This window comes from Mesorhizobium sp. M7A.F.Ca.US.002.01.1.1 (assembly GCF_004022955.1).
Taxonomy (GTDB): Bacteria; Pseudomonadota; Alphaproteobacteria; order Rhizobiales; family Rhizobiaceae; genus Mesorhizobium; species Mesorhizobium ciceri.
Window position 1 is genome coordinate 1 of sequence record NZ_RZQE01000422.1, and the last position, 5,236, is coordinate 5,236.

At 61.1% G+C, this 5,236-nt stretch carries 5 protein-coding genes and 1 pseudogene; 1 reads left to right on the forward strand and 5 read right to left on the reverse strand.

Translation table 11 applies throughout. The features are described 5' to 3' along the window. The 5 genes and pseudogenes from EN932_RS28440 to EN932_RS28460 form a co-directional block, all read right to left on the reverse strand. Positions 1-490 (reverse strand): annotated as a pseudogene (locus EN932_RS28440) (AAA family ATPase); the annotation flags it as partial. Positions 491-514: 24 nt separating this feature from the next. After that, positions 515-1,660 (reverse strand): hypothetical protein, encoded by a 1,146-nt coding sequence (locus tag EN932_RS28445; protein ID WP_027162175.1) that lies wholly within the window; start codon positions 1,658-1,660, stop codon positions 515-517. Between the two features lie 30 nt (positions 1,661-1,690). Continuing rightward, the gene (locus EN932_RS28450) at positions 1,691-2,779 is read right to left on the reverse strand and encodes a hypothetical protein (protein ID WP_024504535.1); all 1,089 of its coding nucleotides are present in this window, start codon (positions 2,777-2,779) and stop codon (positions 1,691-1,693) included. Positions 2,780-3,090: 311 nt separating this feature from the next. Beyond that, a complete protein-coding gene (locus EN932_RS28455) occupies positions 3,091-3,480 on the reverse strand; it encodes a cytochrome c family protein (RefSeq protein WP_027162174.1) in 390 nt (129 codons plus the stop codon). 89 nt (positions 3,481-3,569) lie between these two features. Continuing rightward, complete coding sequence (locus tag EN932_RS28460; protein WP_027162173.1) at positions 3,570-4,181, reverse strand: thymidine kinase; 612 nt, start codon at positions 4,179-4,181, stop codon at positions 3,570-3,572. Between the two features lie 237 nt (positions 4,182-4,418). On the opposite strand from EN932_RS28460, the gene EN932_RS28465 reads away from it, so the two are divergent. Beyond that, positions 4,419-5,236, forward strand: an 818-nt coding sequence (locus EN932_RS28465; RefSeq protein ID WP_128369242.1) for a glycine betaine ABC transporter substrate-binding protein, incomplete at its 3' end; no start/stop codon positions are given.

A 5,236-nucleotide genomic window follows, 5' to 3' on the forward strand; every position in this document is an offset into this window, starting at 1 on the left:
GGATGTCGTTGGGTGACTCGCCGTCGCTGTCGATCAGCTGGAACAGGTAGGAGGCGAGGCTGAAGGCGGAGATGTAAGCCGAGGCCGACAGAAGCTTCTTGAAGGTGGCCGCTTCGTCGCCTTCGAGCGGCGCGCGGGTATTCCTGGCCTGCAGGCTTTCGAGGTCGGAGCCTTCGGCAAAGACGTCCGATATGGCCAGCGCGATCGCCGTGCCGCGCCGGGCGCGAAACAGGAGCGTGTGCTGCGGGATGGTCAGCAGCTGGTCGTCGGGATGAACGGCGCCGACGGTCTTGGCCAGCTCGACCTCGCGCGTGCGACGCACCGAGCCGACCGAGACGGTCGAGACGAAGCGGCGGTTGGTGCCGGCAAGCGCGGTGCCGGACTCCCGTGACGGGTCCTCCAGCACGACGATGCGGGTGATGAAGCTCTGCGCGGTGGCGCGGTGCTTCTCGATGGCGGCTTCCGGAATGGTGGTCAGGCCGGTATCCATGAAGGGTGCTCCGTGGTGTGACGGTCAGACGTCTGAGATGACCTGTCCGTTGGACAGGATATGAACCTTGTAGCCGGCAAAAATCTTCTGTGCTTCGCCGGCGGCGTAGAGTGCCTGATAGGCCTCGTGCGGAATCAGCGCATGGTTTTCATAGCTCGACACGCCCTGACGCGCGGCTTCCAGATCATCAGTGTTGATGAAGAATTCCTGCGTTGTCTTCTCACTCGAAAACAGGCCCTTGCGGCCGGGCTTCTCGCTCTTGGAATAGACCTCCTGGATCGTCCAGGTCAAAAGCCAGGCATTTTGCGGCTTGCGCACCTTGGCCAGAACCTCGGTCACCGTCGAATTGTTGTCGGTAATCCCCACCGAATAGAACGGGCCGAGCACGACGCGGCGCAGCTGCTTGGGGTGCAGCGGTTCGAAATCCTTGTCGAGGTTGACCGCGATGGTTGCCGGCGACAGCGTATAGGCGGAGTTCTTCTCGGTGAAATCGTCGAAACGATGGGCAAGCTCGGGATTGAGCAGGCCGTCGACCGGCAGCGGAATGTCGACCGTCTCGTTGAGTTTGCCGTTCCTGTCGACAAGCTGGCGGATCATCGCGTCGGAAGAATCCTCCACCGTCACCATGTAGACCAGAGGCAGGTTGGCGCTGCCGTCGAACGTCGCCCAATGGACGAGATAATAGGGCCGTCCCGTCTTCGGATTGACCGAGACCTTGGCGGTTTGCGCCAGCGTGAAGGGACCGAACGTGTTCTCGCTTTTCACGTCCTCGAGATAGAGCCGCTCGGCCATCGACTTCTGCAGCGCCTCGGGGAATTCCTTGTGGCGCAGGATGAAGTCGGCCATTTCCTCGCGCAATTCGCCGGCGAGCGGGATGTTGGCAAGCCGCGCGTCGGCCTGGCGGCGGTCGTTTTCCAGTTCGAGCAGGTTCTGGAACACCGGGAATCCGCTTTCGGCCCGCGAAATGCGGAACGTGTCCATGAAGCCCAGCCGGTTGCGCCAGCAGGAAAACGACTTGTCGAGCCGGGCGATGTATTCGGCGACGATCTTGGCGACGATGCCGTGCCGGTAAAGCGGCGAGCGATCGTCGCGCATGAACACTTCAAGGCCGCTCAGCGCGGCCGTGATGGCGGAGAAATATCGTGCCGCCGCTTCGTTTTCGGGGGTCATGCCTGTGCGCTCGCGGGCAGTCCTGTCACTCTAAGACTGCACGTAGTTTGCCGAATTGTGCTTCTTCAGCACCTCGTCGAAGCGGCGGGCAAAGGCATCGTCGGCCAGCTTCTTGCGGCGCTGGATGTCGGCGGTGGCGACCATGTTCTTCTCGTGCATCTCGAGTAGGTCGCCGATGTGTTTTTGCGAAGCAGCACCGATGCCGGCCATGGTTTCCTCGGCGGTGTTGTCGACCTGGCTGCCCAGCGTGTTGATCTTGTGGGCGACGTCCTGCTGGGCGGCGGTCTTCAGCGAATCTTCCAGCGCCTTGTAGAGCACGATGCGCTGCTCGGTATCGATGGTCAGCTTGTTGATCAGCGTCGATTGCGCGGCGATCTGGTTGTTGAGCGAATCGACGAAGGTCTGGAACATCGAGGTGTAGCGCTCGAGCGTCTGGCTCTCGGCCAGCAGCTCCTGCTCCTTGGCCTGCTTTTCGTTGTATTCCGTCGCCAGCTTGGAGCGTTCGCCTTCGAGCTGCGTGCGGTCCTTCTGACTGGTCGAAGCGGCGATCTTGTTTTCGATGTCGAGCAGCATCGGGTTGAGCTCCTCGATGCGCTTCTGCACGGCTTCGAGGTTGGTCATGGTGGTCTTGCGGCGCTCGATCACCTGCGACAGGCTGGTTTCCGAGGTCTTGTAGCGCTGGTCGAGGACCTCTTTCTGCGCCTTCAATATGCCGACGATGGTGTCGGATTTGACCAGCAATTCCTGCAGGTTGCCCGCCAGCGACATGTTGCGGACGCGGTCGGTGCGCATGCGCTGCTTGCTCTGGCTGGAGAAGATACCGATGAATTTTTCCCAGCCGGTGTAGTTCTTCATGCTCTCGAACTCGGAGCCGAAGACGTTGGTGGCGTCCTCCAGGCCGATGATCAGGTCGGCAATGTTGCCTTCCATCACCTTTTGCTGCTTCAGCACATCCTCGATGCGGGCGTTCTCGAGGTCGAAATTGGCGTCGCCGATCTTCTTGTCCGATGTGGCGAGCGTATCAAGCATGGTGCCGGACTGCTCGATCTTGGAGCGCATGTCCTGCACGACCTGCTTGGTCTTGGCAATTTCGGCGTCGAAATTCTGCAATGTCGCCATTGGGGCCTCCCGCTTCGGCATGACGTCGCTGGTCGCGAACAGCGGCGAATATATGTGGGGCATCGGGGGATTGAAAGACGTGAAGACAAGGGCGGCGTGAAAACAAAAGAATCCATCAGGGTCTTGAAAACCAGTGAAGGCGGGGGCCTGGCGTGATTAGCTTGCCTGCCAGCCGTAGTTCAGCTGTCATTGAACTTTCATGCGGCAAGCCGATGGCGCACGGATGCCTTTGTATTCGGCAAATCACTGAAGCAATCGCGGCCGCGATATGCAAGGGGAAAGCCGGTTTTACAGAGCTGACGAACAGCGGATCAAGGCTTGGGATCGGCCTTCAGATAGGCGATGACATTGGCGATGTCGTCGTCATTGGTCAGGCCGCCGAAGGCCATCTTGTTGCCCGGCACCTTCAGCTTTGGGGCCTTGAGATACTCGGCGAGATTGGCTTCATCCCAGACCAGGCCGGCGGCGCCAGCACTCTTCATCGCCTCGGAATAGTGGCCAAGAAAGCTCTCGGCGCTGCCGGCGGTGCGGCCAACGACGCCCAACAGATGCGGACCGACCTTGTCGCGGTCGGTGGCTGCGTCATGGCAGGCCATGCATCGGTTGAAGACCTTCTTGCCCAGGGCAGGATCACCGCCGGCATGGGCTACGAGCGAGCTGGCAAGGAGAAGGATACTGGCGAACGAAGCGGCTCGAAGCATGGCTGACCCCGGGGAGCTCTGGCTGGCTGCGTTATAGTACCGAGGCCTTAAGAAACGCTGCATAGGGCCGGGGTCAAGGCCGCCGACCGTCAGCCCTTGATAAAGCCGATGAAGTCGTCTGGCGCGGCGCGGCCCATCTCTTCCTCCCAGTGGCGGCGGCAGAGCGAGACATAGACGTCCTTGCCGATCGCCACCTGCTCGCCCTGGCGCGCCACCTTGCCATCGGGGCCGAGGCGCACGACCATCGTCGCCTTGCGGCCGCATCGGCAGATGGTGCGCACTTCGCGCAAATCGTCGGCGATGGCCAGCAGCGCGCGCGAGCCGGGAAACAGCTTGCCCTGGAAATCGGTGCGCAGGCCGTAGCACATGACCGGGATGTTCAGCCGGTCGGCGATGCGGGCGAGCTGCCAGACCTGCTCTTCCTCGAGGAACTGCGCCTCGTCGACGAAGACGCAATGCACCGACGTATGCGCGTGATGAGCGGCGACGCGGGCGAACAGATCGTCGCCGTCGCGAAACATCTCGGCTTCCGTCTCCAGGCCTATGCGCGACGAGATCAGGCCTGTATCGCCCTTGCGGTAGTGGCCGGCGACGAACAGCATCGTGCCCATGCCGCGCTCGCGGTAATTGTAAGAGGCCTGCAAGAGCATCGTCGTCTTGCCGGCGTTCATCGTCGCGTAGTGGAAGTAAAGCTTGGCCATGCCGCTCTTTTAAGCCGACTTGGCCTGACACGGGGAGGGGCCAGAGCGGCATTCCCCTGAAAAAGCCGGCTGGCCAGACAAAAGCGCCTGATGTGTCGCTGATTGGCCAGCCCGCGCCGTTGATCGTGATTGTCTTAATGCTTGAAACCACACCAGAATGGTGTTTGGCTGACGAAACAAGGCGGGCATAGAAACCGTAGCTACGCTTCGCCAAAGAATCACAATGGGAGACTGTCTATGTCGCGTATGAACTCTTTCGTCGCCGGCCTCGGCCTGGCGGCTTTTTTGTCAACCAGCGCTGCCTACGCCGGTGATCCGGCAAGCTGCAAGGCGGTGCGCCTTTCCGACGTCGGCTGGACCGACATCCAGGCGACGACCGGCGTCGCCTCCGTGCTGCTGACCGCGCTCGGCTATGAGCCGCAAACGATCCAGCTGTCGGTGCCGGTGACCATGGCGTCGCTGAAGAACAAGGATCTCGACGTGTTCCTCGGCAACTGGATGCCGTCGATGACCAACGACATCAAGGACTATACAGCCGACGGTTCGGTCGAGACGATCAGCACCAACCTGACCGGCGCCGGCTACGGCATCGTCGTGCCGACCTATGTCGCCGACGCCGGCGTCAAATCGCTGACCGATATCGGCAAGTTCAAGGACAAGTTCAACGGCAAGATCTATGGCATCGAGGCCGGCAATGACGGCAACCGCATCATCCTCGACATGATCAAGAACCCGAAGGACAATCTCGAAGGCTTCGAGCTGGTCGAATCCTCGGAAGCCGGCATGCTGACGCAGGCCGAGCAGTCGATGAAGAACAATGAATGGATCGCCTTCCTCGGCTGGACGCCGCATCCGGTGATGGGCGCCATGAAGATCACCTATCTCGACGGCATGGGCGACAGCGGCTTCGGCGCCGCCACCGTCTACACCAATGTGCGCAAGGGCTACACCACCGAATGCCCGAACGCCGGCAAGTTCATCGCCAACCTGAAGTTCAACCTGGACATGGAAGGCGAGATGATGGACGCGATCCTCAAGGGCGGCGACGCCAATAC